The 25,487-nt window shown below is 71.7% G+C and carries 18 protein-coding genes; 10 read left to right on the plus strand and 8 right to left on the minus strand.

Going from position 1 to position 25,487, the window contains the following annotated elements; translation table 11 throughout:
* Window positions 1-289: 289 nt before the first annotated feature.
* Window positions 290-784, minus strand: coding sequence for a DUF3145 domain-containing protein (locus tag D455_RS0119110; RefSeq protein WP_026122777.1), 495 nt, complete (start codon window positions 782-784; stop codon window positions 290-292).
* A gap of 373 nt (window positions 785-1,157) precedes the next feature.
* Between D455_RS0119110 and D455_RS36045 the strand changes: the two genes are divergently transcribed.
* The 3 genes from D455_RS36045 to D455_RS0119125 all read left to right on the plus strand — a co-directional run bounded on the left by D455_RS36045 (window position 1,158) and on the right by D455_RS0119125 (window position 4,893).
* A complete protein-coding gene (locus tag D455_RS36045) occupies window positions 1,158-2,036 on the plus strand; it encodes a sigma-70 family RNA polymerase sigma factor (RefSeq protein WP_017572313.1) in 879 nt (292 codons plus the stop codon).
* Complete coding sequence (locus tag D455_RS0119120) at window positions 2,033-2,449, plus strand: hypothetical protein (protein WP_017572314.1); 417 nt, start codon at window positions 2,033-2,035, stop codon at window positions 2,447-2,449. The genes D455_RS36045 and D455_RS0119120 overlap by 4 nt, the downstream gene beginning before the upstream one ends.
* A gap of 245 nt (window positions 2,450-2,694) precedes the next feature.
* Entirely contained in the window at window positions 2,695-4,893 is a 2,199-nt protein-coding gene (locus D455_RS0119125; protein ID WP_026122778.1) for a CHAT domain-containing protein, read from the plus strand.
* A gap of 32 nt (window positions 4,894-4,925) precedes the next feature.
* On the opposite strand, the gene D455_RS0119130 is transcribed toward D455_RS0119125, so the two are convergent.
* The 4 genes from D455_RS0119130 to D455_RS0119145 form a co-directional block, all read right to left on the minus strand.
* Window positions 4,926-5,579, minus strand: coding sequence for an MBL fold metallo-hydrolase (locus tag D455_RS0119130; RefSeq protein WP_017572316.1), 654 nt, complete (start codon window positions 5,577-5,579; stop codon window positions 4,926-4,928).
* 100 nt (window positions 5,580-5,679) lie between these two features.
* Complete coding sequence (locus D455_RS0119135) at window positions 5,680-6,495, minus strand: enoyl-CoA hydratase-related protein (protein WP_017572317.1); 816 nt, start codon at window positions 6,493-6,495, stop codon at window positions 5,680-5,682.
* Window positions 6,496-6,576: 81 nt separating this feature from the next.
* Window positions 6,577-7,155, minus strand: coding sequence for a DUF5998 family protein (locus D455_RS0119140; RefSeq protein WP_017572318.1), 579 nt, complete (start codon window positions 7,153-7,155; stop codon window positions 6,577-6,579).
* An 86-nt stretch (window positions 7,156-7,241) separates the two neighbouring features.
* Window positions 7,242-9,962: a bifunctional acetate--CoA ligase family protein/GNAT family N-acetyltransferase gene (locus tag D455_RS0119145; protein ID WP_017572319.1), complete on the minus strand. Its 2,721-nt coding sequence runs from the start codon at window positions 9,960-9,962 to the stop codon at window positions 7,242-7,244.
* A gap of 154 nt (window positions 9,963-10,116) precedes the next feature.
* Here D455_RS0119145 and D455_RS0119150 point away from each other — a divergent pair, with 154 nt between their 5' ends.
* Window positions 10,117-11,052 carry a carbohydrate kinase family protein gene (locus D455_RS0119150; RefSeq protein ID WP_017572320.1) on the plus strand — a complete coding sequence of 312 codons (936 nt, stop codon included), beginning with the start codon at window positions 10,117-10,119 and terminating at the stop codon, window positions 11,050-11,052.
* A gap of 156 nt (window positions 11,053-11,208) precedes the next feature.
* Here the strand turns inward: D455_RS0119150 and D455_RS0119155 are convergent, their stop codons facing one another.
* On the minus strand, window positions 11,209-13,380 hold the full coding sequence (locus D455_RS0119155; protein ID WP_017572321.1) for a RecQ family ATP-dependent DNA helicase: 2,172 nt from the start codon (window positions 13,378-13,380) through the stop codon (window positions 11,209-11,211).
* 402 nt (window positions 13,381-13,782) lie between these two features.
* Here D455_RS0119155 and D455_RS0119160 point away from each other — a divergent pair, with 402 nt between their 5' ends.
* The 5 genes from D455_RS0119160 (at window position 13,783) to D455_RS0119180 (ending at window position 21,913) form a co-directional block, all read left to right on the plus strand.
* Window positions 13,783-16,641 carry a glycosyl hydrolase gene (locus D455_RS0119160; protein WP_241480279.1) on the plus strand — a complete coding sequence of 953 codons (2,859 nt, stop codon included), beginning with the start codon at window positions 13,783-13,785 and terminating at the stop codon, window positions 16,639-16,641.
* 316 nt (window positions 16,642-16,957) lie between these two features.
* Window positions 16,958-19,444 carry a DNA gyrase/topoisomerase IV subunit A gene (locus D455_RS0119165; protein WP_026122780.1) on the plus strand — a complete coding sequence of 829 codons (2,487 nt, stop codon included), beginning with the start codon at window positions 16,958-16,960 and terminating at the stop codon, window positions 19,442-19,444.
* 89 nt (window positions 19,445-19,533) lie between these two features.
* The gene (locus D455_RS0119170) at window positions 19,534-20,064 is read left to right on the plus strand and encodes a beta-class carbonic anhydrase (protein ID WP_017572324.1); all 531 of its coding nucleotides are present in this window, start codon (window positions 19,534-19,536) and stop codon (window positions 20,062-20,064) included.
* Window positions 20,065-20,244: 180 nt separating this feature from the next.
* Entirely contained in the window at window positions 20,245-20,571 is a 327-nt protein-coding gene (locus tag D455_RS0119175; protein ID WP_017572325.1) for a tetratricopeptide repeat protein, read from the plus strand.
* 211 nt (window positions 20,572-20,782) lie between these two features.
* Window positions 20,783-21,913, plus strand: coding sequence for an L-cysteine desulfhydrase Cds1 (locus tag D455_RS0119180; protein WP_017572326.1), 1,131 nt, complete (start codon window positions 20,783-20,785; stop codon window positions 21,911-21,913).
* A 10-nt stretch (window positions 21,914-21,923) separates the two neighbouring features.
* Here the strand turns inward: D455_RS0119180 and D455_RS0119185 are convergent, their stop codons facing one another.
* Window positions 21,924-24,029, minus strand: coding sequence for a DNA gyrase/topoisomerase IV subunit B (locus D455_RS0119185; protein WP_026122781.1), 2,106 nt, complete (start codon window positions 24,027-24,029; stop codon window positions 21,924-21,926).
* Window positions 24,030-24,385: 356 nt separating this feature from the next.
* On the opposite strand from D455_RS0119185, the gene D455_RS0119190 reads away from it, so the two are divergent.
* Window positions 24,386-24,604, plus strand: a complete 219-nt coding sequence (locus D455_RS0119190) for a DUF7455 domain-containing protein (protein ID WP_026122782.1) — start codon at window positions 24,386-24,388, stop codon at window positions 24,602-24,604.
* Window positions 24,605-24,651: 47 nt separating this feature from the next.
* Here the strand turns inward: D455_RS0119190 and D455_RS0119195 are convergent, their stop codons facing one another.
* Window positions 24,652-25,338 carry a GNAT family N-acetyltransferase gene (locus D455_RS0119195; protein ID WP_017572329.1) on the minus strand — a complete coding sequence of 229 codons (687 nt, stop codon included), beginning with the start codon at window positions 25,336-25,338 and terminating at the stop codon, window positions 24,652-24,654.
* Between the last annotated feature and the right edge of the window lie 149 nt (window positions 25,339-25,487).

Raw genomic sequence — 25,487 nt, forward strand, 5'->3', positions numbered from 1 at the left:
TCTCCCAGGGGATCCTCTGGCGCTCATCAAATGCCCGCCCACTGGCCTTGTCGGAACATCCATCCTCAAAGTCCTGTTCCAGGCTCTTTGATTCCGGATCCCCGCGCTCTGAGGCTCCCGGATCCTTGGATTCCGCCTCTCTGCCCATCCCTCCACGAGATTGTGGGCATGCCGAAGCGCGCAGGGGTGGGATCCCCCCTATTTCCAGGAAACCATCACGATCCCACCCCGGGACAGCCCCAACCACCACCTGTGGAAAACCCTCCGGTGCCTGGGGGTAATCGTTGGGTCAGCCGACCGCGTGAAGCCAACGCACGGGAGCGCCGTCACCCGCGTAACGGAAGGGTTCCAGTTCCTCGTCCCAGGCACGGCCGGTGAGGCGTTCGATCTCGGCGGCCAGGTCGGTACCGTCGGCGGCGGCCTGTTCCATGGCCAGGCGCAGGCGGCCCTCGGGCACGAGGACCTCCCCGGCGGCGCTGGTGACAGCGGTGAACATGCCAAGGGTCGGCGTGTAGCTGTAGCGCACGCCGTCACAGCCGGGCGACCCCTCCTCGGTCACCTCGAAGCGCAGGCGCTGCCACGTGTTCAGCGCCGAGGCCACCGCGCCCGCGGTTCCCGGCTTCCCCTGCCAGTTGAGCTCGGCACGGTGGTTGCCAGGCGCCGCCGGTTGGGCGACCCAATCGAGTTTCACGGGTACTCCAACGACGCCCGCGACCGCCCACTCGACGTGTGGGCACAGCGCCGCGGGCGCGGAGTGGACGTACAAGACGCCACGTGCGGACACCGAACCTCCTGATACGAACGAGTGCGCTTCCCCGACGCCCTCGTACCACGAGAAGGTTGCATACCCGCCTGGATGCTTTTGCCCCATTGTGCCCCAAGGGCACCCTGAGAACCAGCGATCACTTTGGTTTTTCCAGCGTTCCCACCGCGACCCGAGGCTCCAGAGACTAGCGTGATCCCAGGCGAGCGGGAGTCCGATCATAGTGGGGGCGGGTGTGTCAGACCAGTCGCACGAGAGCATCGATGACGCCCAGGCACCTCCCCAAACCGTACTTTCGGCCTTTTCGGGGGAGGAAGCACCCCCACCGTTGCCAGTTCCGGCCACAACCAGCCGTGATACGGCCGAACCCAATCCGGGGCAGACCGAACAAGACGTGACCGAATACGGCGAACGCGAGGCAGACGACACCGATCCGGACATCCCTAACTCCGAACTGGCCCCCAACCCGAACCCATCCGCCGCTCCCCACCCGGCTCCATCCGCCGACTCGGCCCCATCCACCACTCCACACCCGCGCACCACCCCGGACCCGTCCCGGGACCCCCTCTCTCCCCCGGAGCCAGCCCTCTCCCCCGACTCGGTTCCGTCCCCTCCCGGCGGGTCCTTCTCTGACGCCTCCGCCGACGCGTCCTTCTCCAACGCCTCCGCCGACTCCCCCGACGGCAACGGGCACTCCGACGCGCAGGCCCCGTCCCCCAGCGACGCCGAGCTCGTGTGGCGGGCGACCCATGGTGAGCGAGCGGCCTGGGAGATCATCGTGGATCGCCACCTACCCGTCGTGAACGCGGTCGCGCGCTCCTATCACCTGTCCGCCCCGGACCGGGAGGACGCCGTGCAGACGGTGTGGCTCACCCTCAACCAGCACCTGCCCCGCCTGCACTCGCCGGAGCGCCTCCGCGCCTGGTTGCGCCGGGTCACCCGCGACGTCTGCGGCCGCCAGCGCCGCCACAGCGCCCGTCTTCAGCCGATCGATCCCCAGAGCCTCGCCCACCGTGCCCTCCCCGAGACGTCCGGCCCGGAGGCGGAGTACCTGCGCAAGGAGGAGCGCGAGGAGCTGCACCGCGCGATCCAGCGACTCACCGACCCCGGAGAACGACGGGCCGCCCTCCGCTTCCTCAACGAGTTCGCGGGGCCGCCCACGCCCTCCGACGCTTCACGGCCCGCTGACGGCCAGGTCCACGCGAGGACCGCGGCCAACCAGCGGCGCCGCATGCTCCGCAGACTTCGCCGTTTCCTGGAGGACCCGACGTGAGAGACCAGACCGAACCGACGTGGGCGTTGGAGGGAAGGTCCGCCGCCCTGGCCGCCTTCGACCGCGGTGACGACAACGCCGACATGGCGCACCTGACCGAGGAGACCGTCCCCGGTGCCGAGACCTTCCGTTCCTCGGACGGCACACTGGTCGCCGCCCTGCGGTTCGCGCACGAGGACATCACCGTGGATCTCCGTGTCCAGTCACACGGCCGGCTGCGCTCGGTGTCGGGACTGGCCACCGGGGAGTACGACCACGTGTTCCTGCGCGTGCGCCGTCCCGGTTCCACGGAGGGCGTATGGCTCGACGACGACGGTGGCTTCGCCCTGCCCGGGCTGGCTCGGGGGCCGATCAGCCTGTCACTGCACAGGGCGGGGCACAGGCCGGTGGTCACCGGCTGGTTCACCATCTGACCGCACGGCCTCAGGTCCTCAGCCCTCGGAGCCGCGCCGAGCGACGTCCCAACCGTCACAGAACGGGACACTCCGAATTCGGATTGAAGGCGCGCGTGAACCCACGTCCGTTGGTGATCCTTCACCCGGGTTCGTCCGGTTTCGCACCCGCCGACTTGTCCACAGGTCCGCCTCGCCCCTCCCGCGCACCCCTCCCCCGCTGTTATCACTGAGGGCGGCCAGCCCCTCAGCGAAAGGCAGCAGCCTTGTCCCTGTGCGCCCAGCCAGACCCCCTCTCTCCGGGCTCCCGCCCGACCGCTCACTCCCACCCGACCGCCCCACCGACCGTTCCTCCGACCCCTCCCCCGCCCTTTTCCCGTGCGGACGGACTCGATGACGGCGCGCTGCGCTCCGGCAGGTTCCTGCTCGGGCACGTGACCCGAGGGGTCCGGCTGGCCCAGAGCGGCATGTTCGAACAGACCGTGACGCTGCTGGACGGCGTGTGCCGGCGCATACGCGGCCACCCGGTGTCCGAGTCCGCGACGGTGATGCCGGGGGTGCTGCTCAACCTGGGACTGGCACAAACGCTGTGCGGCCGTTTCGCGCAGGCCGAGGACCATCTGCACGAGGCACGGTCCCTCGCGGAGGAGCGCCGCCTGCCGCTGATGAGCATGGTCATCCGCCAGAACCTGGGCTGCCTGAGCCTCTACCGGGGCGACACCTCCACGGCCATCGCCATCTTCCACGGCCTGACCGACCGGCTGCCCTCCGACCGGAGGGAGGCCCTGCACGTGGACCTGGCCGAGGCCCTGCTGGCCGAAGGCCTGGTGGAGGAGGCGGCGACGGCGCTCGCGGACGTGCCCTGGACCGACGACGCGTCCGCGTCGGCGAGCACCATGCTGGTGGAGGCCAAACTGCGGTATCTGCGGGGAGACCATCGACGCACGGTCGAGTTGACCCGCCTGGTCCGGTACGCGCTGGGCACGGACTCGCTGTGGCACCGACTGGCCGTCCGCCTGGAGAGGATCGCCCTTCGCGCCGACCGCCCCGCGTCCCCGGTGGTCCGCGCCAGGAACGCCCTGACCGTTCGGACACCCCTGGCGGCACCGCGGTCACGCCGCCGGCTCTCCTCCCACCGGGCCCTGAACGCCCTGGACGGAGCCGTGTCTCCCGCCCCGGGCCCCTGGCTCGCGGACGCGGCCCAGGACCCGCACGTGGTCCAGGCGGGTCTGGAGAACGCGCTCGCCGCCGGGAAACCGGCCACCGCACTGGAATGGGCGGAGCTGGCCCGTACCTGGGCGCTGTCCCACGTGCCCGGTCCCCGCGTGCGCACACCGGCGACGGCATCGCTGTCCGACCACTACCGCGAGGCCCTGGTCCACGGCCGGGATCCACACCCCATCGTCCGGCGCATGGAGTCCACCCGCTGGCAGGCGCATCACGAGGTCCGCGCCGCCCGTCTGGCCGCCGCGCCTCCCGCCTCCCCTCCGCCTGCTCCCACAGGCACGCCGCAGGAGGCCCGAGTTCCGGCGCCGGTGACCGACACTCTGCTGGAGCGGCTCGGTGATCAGGCGTTCGTCCGGTACACGCGGGCCGGCGGGAACGCCGTGGCGCTCGTGGCCGTGGCCGGACGGGTGCACGCCCGCGTCCTGGGCCCGTTCACCCGGGTGGCGCGGGCCCTCGCCCGGTTCACGCACCGGGCGTCGTACACCGGAAGCACGTCCGGAGCCGATGTCCACGAGGCCGCAGACGACGGCTGCCGCGCCCTCCTCGCACCGCTGCTGCCGCTCATCGGGGACCGACCCCTCATCGTGGCCGGTGACGCCTACCTCGGCGATCCCCCGTGGGGCATGCTGCCCGCGCTACGGGGCCGGGCGTTGACCCTGGTGCCCACCGCCGGGTTCTGGCTGGAGCGGACGGCCTCCGGTTCCCCCGCGCACCTCCCGCCGGAACGGGTCCTGCTGGTGGCGGCCCCCGAACCCGCCGGGGCCGGACGCGAGGTCGCCGAGCTGGCCGGGCTCCATCCGGGAGCGCGGGTGCTCACCGCCGGCCGGGCTCCCCGCTCCGACGTCCTGGCCGCTTTCGGCCGGGCCGACCTCGTCCACCTGGCGGGGCACGGGCGCGTCCCCGACCGCTCGCCCATGCTCGCCTCGATCGCGCTGGGCGACGGCCCCCTGCTGGCCTGCGACCTGACCGCCCTGTCCCGAACCCCGGACGTGGTGGTCCTGTCGACCTGCTGGAGCGGTCGGGGGTTCGCGAGGAGGGCCGGTGCCCCGCTGGGGTTCACCGGTGCGCTGCTCGCCGCCGGAGTCCGCACGGTGGTGGCCAGTCCGGTCCCCGTCGAGGACACCGGGACCGGAGAGGCCATGCTCCTCTTCCACCGTGCGCTCGCCGTGGGTGTCCCCATGCCCGAGGCGGTGGCCGCCCACCTCGGGCATGTCGGCTTCTGCTGCTACGGGGCCTGAGGCCCCTGTCGGCCCGGTTCCGACGGCCGGACCTACCAGCCGCGCTCGCGCCACTCCCCGAGGTGCGGGCGCTCGGCGCCCAGGGTGGTGTCGCGCCCGTGTCCCGGATAGACCCAGGTGTCGTCGGCCAGCACGCCGAACAGGCGCTCCTCCACGTCCGCGAACAGGACCCTGAAGTCCTCGTCCGACCAGGTGCGGCCGACCCCGCCCGGGAAGAGGGAGTCGCCCGTGAACAGGTGGGTGCGGCCCTCGGGGTCGTCGTAGCGCAGAGCGATCGATCCGGGGGTGTGTCCACGCAGGTGGATGACGGTGAGGGAGCTCTCCCCGACGGGGACGCGCGTTCCGTGCACGACGGGTTCGTCCACGGAGACCGGGAGTTCGTCGCTGTCGTCGGGGTGGGCGACGGTGCGGGCTCCGGTCTGGCCCACGACCTCGGCGAGGGCCTGCCAGTGGTCCTGGTGGCGGTGGGTGGTGACCACCCGGGTCAGTCCCTCCTCACCGATCAGCTCCAGGATGCGCTCGGGTTCGGCCGCCGCGTCGATGAGGACCGCCTCGCCGGTGGCACGGCACCGCAGCAGGTAGGCGTTGTTGTCCATCGGGCCGACGGCCAGCTTGGTGATCGTCAGGTTCGGTAGTCGTCGCAGGTCGGCGGGGCCGCCGACCCTGGTATCTCCGGAGTAACTCACCCGACCATTGTGGCCTGTGTGTGGGAGCGGACGCACCCGGGTGACACGGGTCTCCGGGCACGTTCGGCTCCGGTCCCCACCCTGGTTCCCCGGACCCGGGCTACCGGGCCCAGCGGGGCGGACGCTTCTCGAAGAAGGAGGCGCGGCCCTCGGCGGCGTCCTCACCGGCGAAGAACTCGGCGGACAGCTCGCCCATCCGGGTGAAGGCGTCGGCGCGCCGGTCGGGGGCGGCGAGTGCGCCCGAGCCGAGTTCGCCCAGGAGTTCCTTGGTGCGGTACAGCGCGCGCGGAGCCGCGCCGCGCAGCCCTCGGAGGACGGCGTCCACGGCGTTCTCCATGCCGCTGTCGGGGACGGCCTGGGTGATGAGCCCCGCATCGGCGGCGGCGGAGGCGTCGAACGACTCGCCGGTGAGGTAGTAGCGGCTGAGCTGGCGTGAGTGCATCCGGGCGGACACCGGGACGGAGATGATGGCGGGGACCACGCCGATGCGCACCTCGGTGAAGGCGAACGTGGCGCTCTCGGGCGCCAGGGCGATGTCGGCGGCGGCCACCAGCCCGATGCCCCCGGCGCGGGCGGCGCCGTTGAGGACGGCGACCACCGGCGTGGGGGCGGCCATGATCTGCTCGAAGATCTCGGGGAGTTCGGGCGCCGGTTCGACCGGCTCGCCCCGCAGCGCCGCGCCGACCTCCTTGAGGTCGGCTCCCGCGCAGAACACGGGTCCCGTCCCGGTGAGTACGACGCCGCGCACATCGTCGTCGGCCACCGCGTCGGCGAGGGCCTTGGACAGCTCCGAGCGCAGCCGCGCGGACAGCGCGTTGCGGTTGCGGGGGGAGTCGAGGGTGATGGTGGCGATGGCACGGTCGACGGTCAGGCGTACCAGGGGTGTGTCGCCGGTGGGGGGCGGTGACTGCGTCATCGCGGGCTGGCCTTTCTCCGGGTCCGTACTCGTGTGCGCGGTGGGCGGGGAGGCACGGATCCCACGCCGTCCCCCCACCTCTCAGCGTCGGGTGGTCGCCTCGGACAGGGCGTCGGCGAAGTGCATCATGGCCACGACCGCCCCGGCGCCGTCCGCGGCCTCGCTGACCCGCAGGGTGAGGGGCTCCGCGGTGATCGCGCCGGTGTAGCCGTGGTCGAGCTCGCAGGTCTCGTCGGCGCAGGAGGCCGGTTCGAGGTCGATGTGGGCGATCGCTCCCCAGTTCACGGACAGGTTGACGCTCAGCACCAGCTCGCTGGGCATGCTGCCCGGGGTGTACTGGGCCGGGTTGGGCACCACGCGGGTCAGGGCCACCGACTGGACGTTGCCCAGCTGGATGCTGTCGGTCGTGGTGGAGGCGTGCGAGGTGCCACCGGGTTCGGTCGGTGGGTGCTCGTCGGTGTGGCACACCACGAGACGGGTCGCCGTCAGCAGCATCACCGTGATGTGACGACGCATCTCCATGGCCGGGTCGAAGGTCGCCTCGTGGTGCACGACGAACGCGTCGGCGCTCTCGTTGCCCAGGGCCGTGGAGACGGCGTCGATCACCAGCGCGGGGTAGTACCCGCTGCGTTCGATCTCCAACCGCCAGTCCGTGGACACGGCACGTGTTTTCCTCATACTCCTATCCTGCCCCCTTCCCGTGACACTTCGCGACCGGGATGTGAAACGGGACGCCCAACCCATGATCAGAACGTCACCCCGCGCAGCCGTCGGGGCCCGACGTCGGGCCGTACCTCGGGGGCCTCGCGCAGCCACATGCGCGCTCCCAGGACGTGGGCGCCGGTGGCGTTGACCAGGACCGGGTCCAGGTCGACGTAGCCGATCTCGGGGAAGGCCTCCACCAGGCGCGACACCCGGATGAGCAGTTCCTCCAGGGCCTCCACGTTGGGCTGCTCGGCGAGCGAGGTCGCGCCGGCGGGCAGTCCGAACAGCAGGGGGGCGGCGCGCACGGCGTGGATGATGTCGGCGGCGTCCATGTCGGTGAGCGGTGCCAGCCGGAACGCCCGGTCGTCGAGGAGTTCGGCGGTCACGTCCGCCAGCCCGAAGGAGACCACCGAGCCGAAGGACTGGTTGTCCCCCGCCCGGATGACCGTGGGCACCCCGGGTGCCGCCATGCGCTGCACGACGAGGGAGGCCTCCGCGCCGAAGCGGTCGTGCAGGGAGGCGAAGGCGCTGCGCACGTCCTCGGGGGTGCGCAGGTCGGCGCGGACGAAGGTACCGCCCGCGCGCAGGCGCAGGTCCGGGGAGTCGGCCTTGACCACCGCCGGATAGCCCAGTTCCCCGGCGGCCACCACGGCCTCCTCCTCCGACGTCACCGGGATGTCGGGGTAGGCGGCGATGCCGTAGCAGGCCAGCAGGTCGCGGGCGTCCTCCCCGGAGATCGCCTTCTCCTCGTCGTAGCGGCGCTCCCCGCCGAACCAGGCGATGTCCTCCTCCGAGGGGGTGGCGTTCCTGAGGGCGCGGGTGATGGTGGCGCGGGCGCGGGCCCGGTCGATGTCGGGCAGTTCGGGGTGGCGCCCGGGCTTGCGGTTGCGCCACTGGGCGTAGCGGGTGGCGTAGGCCAGCGCGCGCACGGCGTCCTCGGGCGACGGGTAGGAGGGCACGGAGCCGCGCAGGGTCTGGCCCCGCTCGCCGACCTGGCGCAACTCCTCGGGGACCCCCTGGCGGGCCAGGTAGGTGGTGACGATGGGCTTGGTGGAGTTCAGGGAGCGGGCCCGCAGCACCCGGGCGACGTCGTCGGAGATGGGGTGCAGCGCGGGCACGAACACGACCACGACCGAGTGCACGTCCTCGGCGGCCAGAACCGTCTCCAGGGCGCGGTCGAAGTCCTCCGCGGTGGCCTGCGGCCCCAGGTTGACCGGATCGTGTGGTTTGAGTCCCTGGCGGACGGCGGCGTCCTTGACCAGGAGTTCCAGGGAGTCGGAGTTGCCGATGATGCCCACGCGGGGCCCCTCGGGCAGGGGTTGGTAGGCGAACACCTGGGCGGCGTCGAACATCTGCGTGATGTCGTCCACCCGCACCACGCCGGCCTGCTGGAACAGCGAGGTGACCGCGTAGTCGGGCAGGGATAGCCCGCCCGCGGCGTGGCCGGTGGGGGTGGTCCGCGCCGAACCGCCGCTGCGCACCGCCACGACCGGCTTCTGCTTGGCCAGGCGCCGGGCCAGGCGGGTGAACTTGCGCGGGTTGCCCAGCGACTCCAGGTACTGGAGCACCACCTCGGTGGCGGGGTCCTCCTGCCAGTACTGCATGAGGTCGTTGCCGGACACGTCTGCGCGGTTGCCCGCGGAGACGAAGGTGGACAGGCCCATCCCGCGTTCGGCGACGCGCTGGAGGATGGCGCGGCCCAGCGCGCCGGACTGGGAGAAGAACCCGATCGTGCCGGTGGGCGGCAGGTCCGGGGACAGGGTGGCGTTGAGGGAGACCGCGGGATCGCTGTTGGCGATGCCCAGGCAGTTGGGGCCGACCACGCGCATCCCGGCCGCGCGTGCGGTGCGCACCAGTTCGTCCTGGCGGGCGCGGCCCTCCGGGCCGGTCTCGCCGAATCCGGAACTGACCACGACCAGCCCGTGCACGCCCTTCTCGGCGCACTGCTCGACCACGTCGACGACCATGTCGGCGCGGACCGCCACGACGGCGAGGTCGACCTGGTCGGGGATGTCCAGGACCGAGGGGTAGGCGCGTACCCCCACGACCGCCTTGGCCTCGGGGTGGACCGGGTAGACGGGGCCCTGGAACTCTCCGCCGAGCAGGTTACGCAGGGAGGTCTGGCCGATGGTGTGCGCGGTGCGGCTGGCGCCGATGACCGCGACCGAGTTGGGGAAGAGCAGGCGTGCGATGGAGCGCGACTCGGCGCGCTGTTCGCGTGCCCGCATGACCTCGGTGGAGTCGTCGGTGGGCTGGAGGTCCAGGGTGAGGCGGATGACGCCCTCGTCGAAGGTCTGCTGGGCGGTGTACCCGGCCTCCCGGAAGACGTTGATCATCCGTCGGTTCTCGGGCAGCACGTCGGCGATGAAGCGGCGCATGCCGCGTTCGCGCGCGGCGGCGCCGATGTGCTCCAGCATCACCGAGGCCAGGCCGCGGCCCTGGTGGGCGTCCTCCACGACGAAGGCGACCTCGGCCTCCTCCGGCGCCACCTTGTCGTAGCGCACCACGGAGACGAGGGAGTCGGAGATGGTGGCGACCAACGCCACACGGTCCTCGTAGTCGACCGTGGTGAAGCGTCTGACGTCGCGGTCGGAGAGTCGGGGGTAGGGCGCGAAGAACCGGTAGTAGACGGTCTCCGGGGAGAGCCGGGCGTGGAACTCGCGGAGCAGGTCGGCGTCTTCAGGGGTGATGGGGCGCAGGTGCGCGGTGCCTCCGTCGGTCAGGACGACGTCGGCTTCCCAGTGGTTCGGGTAGGACTGCACGACTGTGAGACTAAACGACGAACGGCCGGTTCCGGGGGCGCCCGGTGTGTCCCGGGCGCTGTCACTTCGTTACACGCCGCTGACGGTTCACCTGTTAACGTCGTGCGAGCACGGATTCTTATAACCCTCGGCGGTGGCTGGCGAAATGACACGAGTGGTCGTGATCGGTGACTTGATGACCGACGCCGTCGCGCGCGCGTTCCACCCGTTGGCCCGCGGCAGCGACACTCCGGCGTCCGTGATCATGTACGGCGGAGGTTCCGGGGCGAACATCGCCTCGTGGCTGGCCGTGGAGGGTGTCGACACCACGTTCGTCGGTCGCCGCGGCTCCGACATCACCGGCCGTACCCGGGAGATGGAGCTCATGGGGTACGGCCTGGACTCGCGCATGGTGATGGACCCCGAACGGCCCACCGGTACCTGCGTGGTGATGATCACGCACCGGGGTGACCGGACGATGTTGAGCGATCCGGGCGCCAACGCCCGCCTCCAGCCCGAGGACCTGCCCCGTGACGTGTTCGGTCCCGACGGGCACCTGCACGTGTCGGGGTACACGCTGATCAACCCCGACTCCCGGCGCGCCGCCCGGGTGGCGCTGCGGATGGCCCGTGAGAGCGGGATGTCGATCTCGGTGGACGGCGGTTCGCACGCTCCGCTGAAGCGCGCGGGCGCGGAGAACTTCCTGGACTGGACGCAGGGGGCGCGTCTGCTGTTCGCCAACCTCGACCAGGCCCGGGTGCTGACCGGTCGGGACGAGCCCGAGGCCGCCGCGAAGGTGCTGACCGCCTGGTTCCCGAACGTGGTGCTCAAGCTCGGTGAGAAGGGCGGCCTGTGGGCGTCCAAGACCCGCGAGGACTGCGTGACCGCGCCGGCCGAGCCGGTTGACCCGTCTCCGGGTTCGGTGGGCGCGGGTGACGCGTTCATCGCCGGTTTCCTGCCCGCGTGGCTGCTCGGCCGTCACCCCAAGGAGGCGTTGGGCCGGGCCCACCACCTGGCCGCGTCCGCCCTGCACCAGCCGGGCGCACGCCCGAACCTGGGCGAGGGCCAGCCGGTCCGCCGCGGTGCCCCGCGCGGCCAGCGCATCCGCTAGACGGTGCTCTCGGGGCCTTCGGCCGCAGCGTCTCCCCCTTCGTGGCCCGCCGTCGCCCGCCGGGGCGCTCCGCGCGGTACTCATCCTGTTCGAGCGCCCAGGAGGCCCGGACCGGACCCCCGTGGTGCAGGCCCTGGACATCGTTTCCGGGGGCGCTCAGGCGCCGGTGGTGGCCAGGGTCAGCGGAAGGACCTCGGGCGCACCGGCTCCGCGTAGCAGCGCGGCGCCCACGGTGAGGCTCCATCCGGTGTCGGAGTAGTCGTCGACCAGCAGCACCGGTCCCGGTGTCCGCTCCTGGAGCCGCGCCATCCGCTCGGTGAGCTCCTCCCCCGCCACGAGCGCCGAGTACACCTGTTCCAGGCGCATCGCGCTGTTGTGTCTGCGGGGCCCGGTGCCCTGCTCGGTGCGGTACTCCAACGTTCCCAGGGGCTCCAGACGCCCGAGCCGGGACAGCCGCTCGGCCAGGTCGGTGATCGTTCCGGGACGGGTGAGCGAGGGCATCGCCACCACCCCGACCGGGCGCCGCTCCCAGTCCCAGGAGGCCAGGACCCGCACCACGCCCTGGAGCATCCGCTCGTCCACGGGCGCGTCGGGAGCGTCGGCGGCCAGGACGCGGCGCAGCTCGTTGCCCCAGCCGATGTCGGTGAGACGGCCCAGGGCGCGGCCCTCCCCCGCCCGGAGGTCCTCCCTGATCCTCCCCGACAGGTTCACACCAAGGGTGCTCATCCCGGTCGGCCACTGGCGCCGGGGCGCGATCGGCGTGCCCGGCCGGTCCAGGTGCTCGGCGGCGGCCTCGCGTCGGCCCGGGTCGACGTCCGTGGGCCAGTACTCCCCCGTGCACACGTCGCAGCGCCCGCAGGGGGCGGCCTGGGGGTCGTCCAGCTGGCGGCGCAGGAACTCCATCCGGCAGGTGTCGAGGTCGAGGTAGTCCAACATCGCGCGCTGTTCGCGCTCACGCGCCGCGCTGACGGCCGCGTACCGGTCGACGTCGTAGGTCCACGGCTGTCCGGTGGCCTCCCAGCCGCCCCGGACCCGGCGGACGGCCCCGTCCACGTCCAGCACCTTGAGCATCTGTTCCAGGCGGGTGCGGCGCAGGTCCACCCGGGTCTCCAGGTGCGCGAGGGACAGGGGACCCCCGGCCTCGGCGAGCACCTCCAGGGTCTGGCGCACGGTCTGCTCGGGCGGGAAGGACAGTCCGGCGAAGTACTCCCAGATCCGGGTGTCCTCGCGGCCGGGCAGCAGCACCGCCTCGGCCCGCCGCACGCCTCGTCCGGCCCGGCCGACCTGCTGGTAGTAGGAGATCGGGGACTGCGGCGCCCCCATGTGCACGACGAATCCCAGGTCGGGCTTGTCGAAGCCCATCCCCAGCGCGCTGGTGGCGACCAGCGCCTTGACCCGGTTGGCGAGCAGGTCGTCCTCGGCCTCGCGGCGCTCGTCGGGGTCGGTCTGGCCGGTGTAGGCGCGTACGTCCATCCCCTGTTCGGCCAGGAAGCGGGCGGTCTCCTGGGCGGCGCTGACGGTGAGCGCGTAGACGATGCCCGAGCCCTCGATCTTGGGCAGGTGCTCGGCCAGCCAGCTGAGCCGCGCGGTGGGGTCGGGCAGCCGGGCGACGGCCAGGCGCAGGCTCTCGCGCTCCAGGGACCCGCGCAGGACGAGGGTGTCCCGGCGTCCGTCGCCCGCCTGGAGCTGCTCGGCGACGTCGTGGGTGACGCGCTCGTTGGCGGTGGCGGTGGTGGCCAGCACCGGGATGCCGTCGGGCAGGTCGTGCAGCAGGGAGCGGATGCGCCGGTAGTCGGGGCGGAAGTCGTGTCCCCAGTCGGAGACGCAGTGGGCCTCGTCGATGACGACCAGGCCCGCCCCCGCGGCCAGTTCGGGCAGGACCCGGTCGCGGAACTCCGGATTGTTGAGGCGTTCGGGGCTGACCAGCAGCACGTCGACCAGGCCCGCCGCCACGTCGGCGTAGGTGGTCTCCCAGTCGGTGGTGTTGGAGCTGTTGATGGTGCGCGCGCGGATGCCCGCGCGCTCGGCCGCTGCGATCTGGTTGCGCATCAGCGCCAGCAGCGGGGAGACGATGACGGTGGGTCCCGCCCCCTCGGCGCGCCTGAGGGCGGTGGCCACGAAGTACACCGCGGACTTGCCCCAGCCGGTGCGCTGGACGACGAGGGCTCTGCGGTGCTCGGCCGCCAGGGCGTGGATGGCGGTCCACTGGTCCTCGCGCAGCCGGGCTGAGTCCCCGGCCAGGGCGCGCAGGTGCGCCTCGGCGCGCTCGCGCAGCGCGCCGCCGGACGCGTCGGTGGAGACGGTGCTGTCAGGGGTGGGTGTGGCCATACGTCCTTTGGTACCAGAGCCGGAGGACGGTCGAGCGGTTGTCCACAGGCCCGGTTCATCCCGGCCCGGCGCCGCCACGAGCAGGGGCGGGGCGCGGGCGGTCGTCCCCGGTCCGGTCCCCCGGGGGGCGGGGCTCCGCTGCCCGGTCCCCGGCGCCCGAGGAGTCTCGCGGGCGCGCCCCGGCCTTCCGCCCCCTCTCCCCGCGACGCGGCCCCGGACGAACGGGGACCGAGTACCAGGGAACCCCACAAGGCCACCCGTGTAACAGAAAGGGAACTTTCCACTTTCCCGGCATTGCGCCACCCCGAGGGGAACTGAACACTCATTTACCAAGGCTCATGTCTGGGAGCGCTCCCGTACACATGGGGACGACCTCCCGAGGAAGCGAGCGAAAGGCACACCATGCAGCACCCATGGAGTCGGCCATCCCCCACTCCCCCCGACACCGGCCCGTCCAGGAGGAGGGGCGCGCGGTCCCCGCGGACCGCGGTCCTGGCCGCCGCCACCGCCCTGGTCTGCGCGGCGGGCGTGGCCTCCGCCCCGCCGACCGCCGTGGCCNCCGGCGGCTACAGCGACACCCTGCCCGCCGGAGCACCCGGCCCCTCCGACCTGAACGGCACCCCGGTCGACCCCAAGGTGACCGACGACTTCGAGGGGCACGCCCCCACCAACGAGTGGTGGTCGTCGCTGATCTTCCAGCGCTACCCCGACAACCCGTACGGTGAGAACCTCTTCGCCCACCCCGCCAGCTTCCGCCCCCACGAGGACGGGCTGGAGATGGGCTATCCGGAGGACCACCGGATCGTCGGCGACGGACTCAAGTACGAGTACCCCCACACCGCCGACCTGTCCCTGGGCGTCGAGGGACTGAGCTCGCCCGACACCCGGGTCGCCGACCACGGGGACTGGACCGTCACCGCGCACTGGGAGGGCGCCGGACGGACCCTGCGCGTGACCATGGGCCAGGGCCTGCCCTTCGCCTACGCCGACACCGCGGGCGGCGACGCCCAGGTGACCTTCGCCAGCGCTCCGGAGGTCTGGCACCAGGAGGGCTCGGTCATCGGCGCCAGCGTGGACGGACGCCACTACGCGCTCTTCGCCCCCTCCGGCACCCCCTGGACGCGCTCGGGGACCACCTTCACCGCGGCGACCGGAGCCGAGGGCCACTACTCCGTGGCGGTCCTGCCCTCCCCCGAGGACCTGGCCACGTTCGCCCCCTACGCCCACTCCTTCGTCACCGGCTCGCGCGTGGAGTACGACTACGACGAGGCCGCCGCCACCCTGACCAGCACCTACCGGTTGGAGACCACACCCCGCGAGGGCAGCGAGGAGGGCACGCTCATGGCCCTCTACCCGCACCACTGGGCGGAGGCCACCACCCCCGTCACCGACCTCTCCTACGCCTCCCCCAGGGGCGAGATGCGCGTGGTGGAGGGCGCGAGCTTCACCACCGAGCTGACCGCCCAGGGCATCCTGCCCAGCCTGCCGACCGTGGACGGCGCCGACCACGACCGCATGCGCCAGCTCATCGACGCGGTGTTGGCCGAGTCGGAGCACTTCCCCTCCCCCGGTGACACCTACTGGGACGGCAAGGCGCTGGGCAGGCTGGCCCAGCTGGTCCCCATCGCCGACTCCATCGGCCACACCGCGGGCCGTGACGCGCTCCTGGACCTGGTCAGGAGCCGTCTGGAGGACTGGTTCACGGCCGGGGGCACGCACCAGTTCGCCTACGAGGCCGACTGGGGCACCATGCTCGGCTACCCGGACAGCTTCGGCGCCGCCACCGAGGTCAACGACCACGACTTCCACTACGGCTACTTCGTCTCGGCGGCGGCGGTCGTCGCCCGCTACGACAGCGCCTGGGCCGACGAGGACGCCTGGGGCGGCATGGTCCGCATGCTGATCCGGGACGTGGCCGAGACCAACCCCGACAGCGACATGTTCCCGCGCCTGCGGTCCTTCTCCCCCTACGCGGGGCACGGATGGGCCTCCGGGCACGCGGGGTTCGCCGCCGGCAACAACCAGGAGTCCTCCTCCGAGGGCATGCACTTCGCCGCCGCCACCGCGCTCTTCGGCGCCCTGACCGGCGACGAGGAACTGCGCGACCTGGGCGTGTACCTGCACACCACACAGGCCTCCGCCATCACCCGCTACTGGCAGAACCACGGCGGTGACACCTTCCCGGAGGACTTCGGGCACGACGTCGTCGGCATGGTGTGGGGCGACGGCGGGGACTACCGCATCTGGTGGAACGGCGGCGAGGAGGAGCACTACGGCATCAACTACCTGCCCATCACGGCGGGTTCTCTGTACCTGGGGTACGACCCCGGACACGCCGGAGCGATGTACGAGTCGTTGGTGAACCGCCTCGGCCACGAGCCGCGAATCTGGCGCGACATCCACTGGGAGCACCGCGCCCTCTCCGACGGCGACGACGCCCTGCGCATGTTCGAGGAGCAGTGGAACACCTACGAGCCGGAGGCGGGTGAGTCCAAGGCGCACACCTACCAGTGGGTCTCGACGCTCGCCGAGGTCGGCACCGTGGACACCTCCGTCACCGCCGACACCGCGCACTACGCGGTCTTCGGCGACGGCGGGGAGCGCACCCACGTCGCCTTCAACCCCACCGGATCGCCGCTGACCGTCACCTTCTCCGACGGCGTCCAGCTGAACGTGGAGCCGCGTTCGCTGGCCTCCACCACGGGCGAGGGCGGCGGAGGCGACCCCGGCGACCCGGACGACCCGGGTGACCCGGGCGGCCCCGGTGAGGGCAACGTCGGCGACGGCCGCCTGCACCTGACCCCCTCCGCCCTCTCCGACGCCCCGCACGGCTCCGTCGACGCGGTCACCGTCGCCTCCGCCGGAGGCCGCAACCAGGACGGCCTGCCGCCGGACGACCGGGTGGTCCTGCGCGCCGACGACCTGACCGGAACCCACACCGGCGGCGCCACCGCCTTCTCCCTGCCGGTGGACTCGGGCGGCGGCGTCGGCAACGCGGTCCAGGTCCGCGTGGTCTACGACCTGGACGGCGACGGCACCGACGACCGGACGGAGACCTACCACTACTTCGCCACCAACGACCTGGAGGGCTGGGAGGAGTACACCCAGGACCGGGGCGTCGCGGGCGGCGACGGAACCCTCGGCGACCTGGAGGGCGGCTCCGTCCGCGTCGAGGTGTGGAGCGCCCTGGGCGACCATTCCTCACAGATCCTGGTCGGCCCCGAGGGCGGCGCCTCGATCACGATCCCCTTCACCGACTGACGACGGCCCCCGCGGTCCCGGACCCTCGGTGCCCGCGGGCGCCGAGGGTCCGCGCGTCCCGTGCCGCCCCCGTGGCGGCACGGGACGTACCGGCCGAAACCGCCCGTTCCACCGCTCCGTTTCGGTGGTCCCGGGCACGATCGGACCGTTTTCCGTCCGTCCCGCACGACGGTGGAGAGGTACCCCTCCACCCGTACACCACCAGACCAGAGCGCGTGCCACCCGGTCGCGGGCGGCACTCCGTCACACGACTCACACGCGCCCAACCACGCTCCCGTGTACGTTTCAGTCTCTGGCACAGGCCAGAATTACGGACATGGCCCGTACTACTTCCCGTCCCCCCGAGGATCTCGCCGAGAAGATCATTGACATCGACGTCTCCGAGGAGATGCGCGGCAGCTTCCTGGAGTACGCCTACTCGGTGATCTACCAACGCGCGCTACCGGACGCCCGCGACGGTATGAAACCGGTGCAGCGGCGCATCCTCTACCAGATGAACGAGATGGGGCTCCGGCACGACCGCGGCCACGTCAAGTGCGCCCGCGTCGTCGGGGACGTGATGGGCCGCCTCCACCCCCACGGCGACAGCGCCATCTACGACGCGCTCGTGCGCCTGAGTCAGCCCTTCGCCATGCGCGTCCCGCTGGTCGACGGCCACGGCAACTTCGGTTCCCTGGGCGGTGACGACGCGCCCGCCGCCATGCGCTACACCGAGGCCCGTCTGGACCGCGCCGCCGAGCTGCTGGTCGCCTCCATGGACGAGAACGTCGTCGACTTCAAGCCCAACTACGACGGGCAGGAGACCGAACCCGACGTCCTGCCCGCGGCCTTCCCGAACCTGCTGGTCAACGGAGCCTCCGGTATCGCGGTGGGTATGGCCACCAACATGGCCCCCCACAACCTGGGCGAGGTCATCACGGCGGCCCGCCACCTGGTCGCCCACCCCGACGCCACCCTGGAGGACCTCACCGAGTTCGTGCCGGGTCCGGACCTGCCCACCGGCGGCACCATCATCGGTCTGGACGGCATCCGCGACGCCTACCGGACCGGCCGGGGCACCTTCAGGACCCGTGCCACCGTCTCCATCGAGAAGGTGTCCGCGCGCCGCACCGGCCTGGTGGTCACCGAGCTGCCCTACAGCGTGGGCCCGGAGAAGGTCGTCAGCCGGATCAAGGAGCTGGTGCAGTCCAAGAAGCTCCAGGGCATCTCCGACCTGAAGGACCTGACCGACCGCAACCAGGGACTGCGCCTGGTCATCGAACTCAAGAACGGCTTCAACCCCGAGGCCGTCCTGGAGGAGCTGTACCGGCTCACGCCGATGGAGGAGTCCTTCGGCATCAACAACGTCGCCCTCGTGGACGGCCAGCCCCAGACGCTGGGCCTGCGCGAACTCCTCCAGGTCTACGTCGACCACCGCCTCGACGTGGTGCGCCGCCGCAGCGAGTTCCGCCGCACCAAGCGCCAGGAGCGCCTGCACCTGGTGGACGGCCTGCTCGTGGCCCTGCTGGACATCGACCGGGTCATCGCCCTGATCCGCGAGGCCGACGACACCGCGGCGGCCCGCGAGGCGCTCATGGGCGCCTACGACCTCTCGGAGGTCCAGGCCCGCTACATCCTGGACACCCCGCTGCGCCGCCTGACCCGTTTCGACCGGCTGGAGCTGGAGACCGAGCGGGACAAGCTCAACAAGGAGGTCGAGGCCCTCACCGCGATCCTGGAGTCGGACAAGAAGCTGCGCCGCCTGGTCTCCAAGGAGTTGGGCGACGTCGCCAAGGAGTTCGCCACCCCGCGCCGCACCGAGCTGCGCGAGAGCGACGGCGCGGCCCGCAGCGCGGTGATCCCGCTGGAGATGGCCGACCAGCCCTGTCACGTGCTGATGGGCGTGGACGGCACGATCGGCCGCAGCAAGGGCGCCACCGTGCCGCGCGTGTACGAGGGCCTGCGCACCCGGCACGACGCGGTCCACGTGTCCGTCCCCACCACCTCGCGCTCCGACGTCGGGCTGGTCACCGACCTCGGACGGATGATCCGCGTGCCGGTGGTGGAGCTGCCCGAACTGCCCGACGAGGGCGAGGGGAGCCCGCCGCTGGCCTCGGGGCTGGCGGTGTCCGAGTTCGTCCAGCTCGACGGGGACGAACGGGTGGTGTCGGTGGTGGCGATGGACGCCTCCGGCCCCGGCTTCGTCGTGGGGACGCGCGGCGGCGTGGTCAAACGGGTCGCCCCGGACTACCCGCCCAACAAGGACGACTTCGAGATCCTGACGCTCAGGGACGACGACCGGGTCGTGGGCGTCACCCAGCTGTCCACGGGCGAGGAGGACCTGGCCTTCATCACCTCCGAGGCGCAGCTGCTGCGCTTCTCCGCGAGCACCGTACGGCCCCAGGGACGGCCCGCGGGCGGTGTGGCGGGTATCCGCCTGTCGGAGGAGGCCCGGGTGCTGTGGTTCGGCGCCGTACCCAGCCCGGAGGACTCGGTGGTGGTCACCGTCTCCGGCTCCTCCAGCGCCCTGGAGGGCACCCAGGCCGGTTCGGCCAAGGTCACACCGTTCGAGACCTACCCGACCAAGGGCCGCGCGACCGGCGGTGTGCGCTGCCACCGCTACCTCAAGGGCGAGGACACGCTGCTGTTCGGGTGGATCGGGCGCTCACCGGCCCGCGCCGCGCGCGCGGACGGCAAGCCGGTCCGCCTGCCCGACCTGAGCGAGCGCAGGGACGGGTCGGGTGAGGCCCTGCCACGGGCGATCGTTACCGTAGGTAGTGGTCAGACCGACTCCGGGATCACCGTCCCCGGAGCGGACGCCTGACACGTCACGCCCACACGCACGCGCCGCGCGCACCGTCGCGCGCACCGTCGCGCGGCGCGTCCACGACACGGACAAGGGAGCGAACCCACGTGAGCGACAACAGCGGCGCCGTCCCTCCGACGGATGCCTTCGAGGACCTTCTCGCGGGCAACGAGGCCTACGCCCGGTCCTTCTCCCTGAAGGGCCTCCAGCCGATCGCTGCTCGCGGTCTGGCCCTGGTGACCTGCATGGACTCCAGGATCGAGCCCCTTGACATGCTGGGACTGAAGCAGGGGGACGCCAAGATCCTCCGCAACGCGGGCGCCCGGGTGACCGACGACACCCTGCGCACCCTGGTCCTGGCGGTGTACCTGCTCGGCGTGGACCGCGTGATGGTCATGCCGCACACCCGGTGCAGGATGGCCTCGGTGGAGAGCGACGACGCCGTCCACGACCTCATCCAGGAGCAGTACGGGGTGGACACCCGCAGCCTGGAGTTCCACACCGACAACGACCAGCTGGGGGCCCTCCGGCACGACCTGGAGCGCATCCGCCACCACCCTCTGCTGCCCGAGGGGCTGCCGGTGATGGGCGCGATCTACGACGTGGACACCGGCAGGGTCGAACCCGCCGGCCTCTGACGCTCCGACCGATCGCGGCGACCGGACACGTGTGCGCCGCGCGTGCGCGGGGATCTCCCCAGTGGGGACGGAGGCGCGAAGCGCACCCCGAGGGCGCCTCCGCCCCACACGCCCGGGGAATGCGGCCGCCACCTCGGCCGTTGTGACCCCGGACGGCCCCGCGCCGTCGGAAGGAGCACCGTGGCAGACAACACCTACGACACCTTCAACCGCGCCCGTATGTTCCTGGAGCTGGGCGACCCCATCTACGCCGCCCGCATCCTCGAACCGATCGCCGAGCACGAACCCGAGAGCCGTTCCCTGCTGGAGCTGCTGGGCCGCGCCTACTTCCACTCCGCACAGCTCAACAAGGCCGAGCGGACCTTCCGCAGGATCATCGAGCTGGACCCCGTGGACAACTGGGCGCACATCGCGCTCGCACGCACGCTGGAGCGCCAGAGCCGACACGAGGAGGCCGCCACCTACCGGCGCATGTACTCCGTGATGTCCGGCGGTTCGCTGGACTGAACCGTTGGCCGGTGCGCCGTCCCGCCGTGGTCTCGTACCCGTGGCGCGTCCCGGCGCTCCACCCTCGCCACAGGCACGGGATCGTCCGAGGCGGGAACACCCCGGTGGTCACACCGGCACCACATCCGGCCGGCCCACGAGCCACCCCGCGGAGCGGGGCCGGGCCCAAGGGCCCGGCCCCCGTACGCGCGGACGGGCTACCCTGCTGGGCATGGCATCCTCACCGACAGGTCCGGAACCGGGCGACGGCGCCCCGTGGGTGGACCGTTGCGACGACAGCGTCCGTTCCTGGGCCGACGAGGCGGTGCGCCGGGTCGTCGCGGACGCCAACCGCTCGGCCGACACCCACCTGCACGTGTTCCCGCTTCCCCCCGGGTGGGGCATCGACCTGTACCTCAAGGACGAGTCCGTGCACCCCACCGGCAGCCTCAAGCACCGGCTGGCGCGCTCGCTGTTCCTGTACGGGCTGGCCAACGGGTGGATCCGTGAGGGCACCACGATCATCGAGGCCAGCTCGGGCTCCACGGCGGTGTCGGAGGCCTACTTCGCACAGCTGATCGGGCTGGAGTTCATCACCGTCATCCCGAGGAGGACGAGCCCCGAGAAGATCGCCCTGATCGAGCGCCACGGCGGCAGGTGCCACTTCGTGGACGCCCCGCCCGAGATGTACGCGGAGGCCGAGCGGCTGGCCGCCGAGACCGGCNACCAGTTCACCTACGCCGAGCGGGCCACCGACTGGCGCGGCAACAACAACATCGCCGAGTCGATCTTCGAACAGCTCGGCATGGAGCGCCACCCGTGTCCCGAGTGGATCGTGGTGGGCGCGGGCACCGGTGGCACCTCCGCCACCATCGGGCGCTACCTGCGCTACCGGCGCCTGGCCACCCGCCTGGCGGTGGTGGACCCCGAGAACTCGGCGTTCTTCCCCGGCTGGGTGACCGGCGCCCCCGACTACGCCACGGGCATGCCCTCCCGGATCGAGGGGATCGGCCGCCCCCGCATGGAGCCGAGTTTCGTCCCGTCGGTGATCGACCTGATGATGCCGGTGCCCGACGCCGCGAGCATCGCCGCGATGCGCCACCTGCACGACCGCACCGGGCTGTCCGCCGGGGGCTCCACGGGCACGAACCTGTGGGGGGTGTGGCACCTGGTCGCCAGGATGCTCCGTGAGGGCCGCCGGGGCAGCGTGGTCACCCTGATCTGCGACGGCGGCGAACGCTACCAGCACAGCTACTACAACGACGCCTGGGTTGCGGAGAGGGGGCTGGACCCCGCTCCCTACCGGGCGGCCATCGACCGCTTCCTCGACGAGGGGGTCTGGGAACCTCCCCAGACCCCCTGAGGGTTCCCGGTCAGGTGTCGATGCGGGCCACGTCCAGCTCCTGGGCGCCCTGCTGGATGAAGCGGCGGCGCGGGGCGACCTCGTTGCCCATCAGCAGGCTGAACACCGATGCGGCCTCCTCTGCCTGCTCCACCCGGATCCGGCGCAGGGTGCGGTGGCGCGGGTCCATGGTGGTCTCGGCCAGCTGGTCGGCGTCCATCTCGCCCAGGCCCTTGTACCGCTGCACCGGCTCCTTCCAGGAGATCTTGCGCTTCTCCAGGTCCAGCAGCGTGCGGGAGAGCTCGGCGTCGGAGTAGGTGTAGATGTAGCGGTCCTGGGGCTTGCCCCCGCGCTTGCGGCGGGTGTTGGTCAGCTCGATGCGGTGCAGCGGCGGCACGGCCGCGAACACCCGCCCGGCCTCCAGCATCGGCCGCATGTAGCGGTAGATGAGCGTGAGCAGCAGGCAGCGGATGTGCGCGCCGTCGACGTCGGCGTCGGCCATGAGGATGATGCGGCCGTAGCGTGCGGCGTCGATGTCGAAGGTGCGCCCCGAACCGGCCCCGACCACCTGGAGGATGGCCGCGCACTCGGCGTTCTTGAGCATGTCGGTGACCGAGGACTTCTGCACGTTGAGGATCTTGCCCCGGATCGGCAGCAGCGCCTGGAACTCCGAGTCGCGGGCCAGCTTGGCGGTGCCCAGGGCCGAGTCACCCTCGACGATGAACAGTTCGCTGTGCTCCAGGCCCTCGCTGCGGCAGTCCACCAGCTTGGCGGGCAGCGCCGAGCTCTCCAGGGCGTTCTTGCGCCGCTGGGTCTCCCTCTGCTGACGCGCGGCCAGGCGTGCCTTGGCGGCGCCGACGACCTTCTCCAGCACGGCGCGGGCCCTGGCCTTCTCCACCTTCCTGGTCGAGGTCAGGAACTCGCGCAGTTCCTTGCCGACCACCTGGGAGACGATCTTGGCGGCCGCGGAGGTGCCGAGGATCTCCTTGGTCTGGCCCTCGAACTGGGGTTCGGGAAGGCGGACGGTGACGACCGCGGTGAGCCCCTCCTGGGTGTCGTCCTTGGTGACGGGGTCGTCGCTGTTCTTCAGCAGCTTGGTGGTGCGCAGCTGCTCGTTGATCACCCGCACCAGGGCGCGCTCGAAACCGTTGAGGTGGGTGCCGCCCTTGGGGGTGGCGATGACGTTGACGAACGTACGCACGTTGGTGTCGTAGCCGGTTCCCCAGCGCAGGGCGACGTCCACGTCCAGGCGGCGCTCGACGTCGGCGGGCACCATGTGCCCGGCGTCGTCCAGGACCGGGACGGTCTCGGTGAAGTTGCCGCTGCCCTGGATGCGCAGCACGTCGCTGACCGCCTCGTCGGGGGCCAGGAAGGTGCAGAACTCGCTGATCCCGCCGTCGAAGCGGAACTCCTCCTCGTGGGCGGGCTCCCCCTCGGTGCGCTCGTCGCGCACGGCGATGGTCAGACCGGGCACCAGGAACGCGGTCTGGCGGGCCCGGTCCAGGAGCGCCTCACGGGCGATCTCGGCGTCCTTGAGGAAGATCTGCGTGTCCGGCCAGAACCGGATACGGGTTCCGGTGATCTTCTGGGCCACCTTGCGGACCTGCTCCAGGCCCGAGGCGGGCGTGAACTCGGCGTCGGGCCCGGCCCCGGCGAAACGCCCGGCGATGCCCCGCCGGAAGCTGATCGCGTGGGTACGGCCCTGGCGGTCGACCTCGACGTCCACACGGGCCGACAGGGCGTTGACCACCGAGGCGCCGACACCGTGCAGGCCGCCGGAGGCCGTGTAGGAGCCGGAGCCGAACTTACCGCCCGCGTGGAGTTTGGTCATGACCAGTTCCACACCGGACAGGCCGGACTTGGGCTCGGCGTCCACGGGGATGCCCCGGCCGTCATCACTCACCGACACCGATCCGTCGGCGTGCAGGGTGACGTCGATCCTGCCGCAGAAGCCGCCCAGGGCCTCGTCCACGGAGTTGTCGATGATCTCCCACATGCAGTGGGTGAGGCCGCGGCTGTCGGTGGACCCGATGTACATGCCCGGCCGTTTGCGCACCGCCTCCAGACCTTCGAGGACCGACAGGTGCCGGGCCGAGTAATCCTCGGGGTCGTGGACGGCTGCGGTCAAGGCTGTCACTCGGACATCTCCTGCGTCTTGAGGGCCATCGGGGCGCTGATGCGGTGCGTGCCCTTTGTACCGCGCCGCACTGACGATAAGGGGGCGGCGTGCCGGTCTCTCGCTACCACCGGGGACACGGCGGGAGGACGGGGGCCTGCCCCGCGCGAGACTACCACCTCTGGTGGATGCGACCCGGATACTCCCCTTTTCCTGGGATGCGGGGCCCGCGACCGGGTACAACCAGGACATGAGACAACACCAGGGCATCAACCAGGCAGATTCCGCTGTCGGCGTACAGGGGACCAGGTTGGGAACGTCCTGGTCGGGTTAAATGTTGTCAGAGGTGACTAACGCCGAGTATTGAGGATGGCGAAGTGACTGGAACCCTTGCCCCCCCCCAGCCGCTGACGGCTGCTGACCGTTGCGACCGCTGTGGTGCGCAGGCTTACGTCCGGGTGCTGCTGAACTCCGGCGGCGAGCTGCTGTTCTGCGCCCACCACATGCGCAAGCACGACGACTCTCTCCGCAAGATCGCCTCGGACATCCAGGACGAGACCGACAAGCTCCACGAGAGCAAGACGGACGAGCGTTAGCCACAGAGCACAACAGAACAGGCCTGAACGTCGGCGGCGGCTCCTCCTCAGGAGCCGCCGCCCCCGTGTGTGCGGGGTGTGTGCTCCAGCACCCGGTTGTGGTAGCGCGACACCCGGGTGAACCCGGCGCGCTCGTACAGCCGCAGGGCCGGGGCGTTGTCGGCGACCACACACAGGTAGGCCCGCCGCGCGCCCCCGTCGTACCCCCAGCGCAGCAGGTCGGCCAGCAGCCCGGAGGCCACGCCGCGCCCGCGTGCCCCGGGCGCGGTGAACATGGCGCAGACCGCCACCGACTCCCCGTCCAGCACCGCGGCTCCCCGCCCCCGGCCCTCCGCGGCCACGCCGTAGGCGGCGTTCACCGGACCGAGGATGCGTGCGGCCTCCGGAGCGGACCATCCGGCACCGGGAGAGGCCGACACCGACGACGTGCCGGGGGCCTCGGGGCGTTCACCGAGGTCGCGTGCCAGGACCAGCGAGGGTTCCACCACCGCGTACCCGTGCTCGTCCAGCCGCCGGTCCACCTCCTCCTCGCCCGGCCACACCTGCACGCAGGGCCGCACCCCGCGTCGGGTGTAGTAGGCGGTGACCTCCGCGACGTCGGCTCCGGGGTCCAGCACGAGCGCGCTGTTGGCGCGCTTGGTGATCCCCTCGGCGAACCCGAACCGCCAGCCGCCGCGCTCCTCCACCTCGAACGGCGGCCAGTCCGACGTCACCCGCCGCGCCCACTCGTGCATGCCGTCTCCCTCTCCTCCGGCCCGTGAGCGCATGATGTTATCCGGAGGGCTCTCGGCGCCCGGAACCACCTCCCGGTAGGACTGACCGGTGGTGCGGGCACCCGGCGGAACGTCGTGTCAGCGTTCCTGACGCAGCGGCCTCCCGGCAC

Origin of the sequence: Nocardiopsis halotolerans DSM 44410, assembly GCF_000341065.1 — a bacterium.
Classification (GTDB): Bacteria; Actinomycetota; Actinomycetes; order Streptosporangiales; family Streptosporangiaceae; genus Nocardiopsis; species Nocardiopsis halotolerans.

What these genes read in the sequence shown, in the direction of transcription:
- D455_RS0119165 (WP_026122780.1), top strand. Translation starts at nt 16,958, where the DNA reads ATGGCCCGTACTACTTCCCGTCCCCCCGAGGATCTCGCCGAGAAGATC.
- D455_RS0119195 (WP_017572329.1), bottom strand. Translation starts at nt 25,338, where the DNA reads ATGCACGAGTGGGCGCGGCGGGTGACGTCGGACTGGCCGCCGTTCGAG.
- D455_RS0119155 (WP_017572321.1), bottom strand. Translation starts at nt 13,380, where the DNA reads ATGGCCACACCCACCCCTGACAGCACCGTCTCCACCGACGCGTCCGGC.
- D455_RS0119135 (WP_017572317.1), bottom strand. Translation starts at nt 6,495, where the DNA reads ATGACGCAGTCACCGCCCCCCACCGGCGACACACCCCTGGTACGCCTG.